The following is a 997-nucleotide window of genomic DNA, read 5'->3' as shown; positions in this document are numbered from 1 at the left end:
TACACCGTGAACATGTCTTGATTGACCGGCTGGTACAGTTTCGTTTGCAAAGTCGATTTCTTCGCCGTCGCATACCAGTCGATTTGTCTAGACGGTTCATCCTCATAGGGCTTCGAGGAGATCTGTAGTAACCGATCCTTAATTGGAGAATATTTAGATACGCGCTCACCAAGCTTCAGATGTGATTGGATACGCTGCGCATGAGTACTTGAAATCGATGGATAGACCGTCCAACGTAAAGGGGGAGCCAAATAGAGTGTCAACGTACCCAACGATAGAGGCAAGCTAATCGTGATGGAGATTTCAGCTATTTCGATGGGCCCCCTTCGATTACCTGTAAGTTCGAAGACGAAATCAGACGGCAGCTCGTCCAATTCGATGATGGTTTCCGTATGCCCCTCTAAGTTCACGACGTAAGGTCCATCCTTTGGCGTACGTATATACGTTTTCGTGCTCATTTCGTTTAAGAGGTGCACGTTCGTCAGTTCAAGGGTGAACTTACAACTTTCATCTTTGAACAGAATCGAGTCGAACTGTCTCCACGTGACGTCCATTTGTGCAGTCAGTCGTTTCGTGTAACGCTCGATATAAAGACTTGCCGCCATAAAAACAGCAAGAACGAATGAAAAGATCGAGAGGTACGGCACGAACAACAAGATGACCATCACTGAAAATAAGACGATTTGGATTCGTTTTTCAAGCAAGAAAAATACATTGGTCGTGATGTTCATCGGAGTCACATGCCCATCTCGACCGGGACCGGGACGGTCGCCAAGAGTTCTTCCATGACCATGGCCTTCGAGGACTTGATCTCGCCCTCGAGCGTCAGTGTCAATCGATGTGCGAAAACGTATGGGGCCAAGAACTTGATGTCCTCTGGTGTGACATAGTCACGATTTTGGATATAGGCATAACTTTGAGCGGCTTTCGAGAGCGCGATCGTCGCACGTGGACTGATCCCCGTCTGAACGTTCCGGTGACTACGTGACGCGGTCGC

At 48.1% G+C, this 997-nt stretch carries 2 protein-coding genes; both read right to left on the bottom strand.

From position 1 onward, the window contains the following. A partial coding sequence (locus KNP95_RS15925) for a DUF58 domain-containing protein (protein WP_214838356.1) occupies nt 1–731 on the bottom strand: 731 nt, incomplete at its 3' end. A gap of 5 nt (nt 732–736) precedes the next feature. Beyond that, the coding region (locus KNP95_RS15920) for an AAA family ATPase (RefSeq protein WP_483299323.1) at nt 737–997 on the bottom strand (261 nt) is incomplete at its 5' end.

This window comes from Exiguobacterium sp. s36 (genome assembly GCF_018618345.1).
Taxonomy (GTDB): domain Bacteria; phylum Bacillota; class Bacilli; order Exiguobacteriales; family Exiguobacteriaceae; genus Exiguobacterium; species Exiguobacterium chiriqhucha.
Note: the sequence above shows the minus strand (reverse complement) of the source record. Positions and strands in the feature narration are given on the sequence as shown.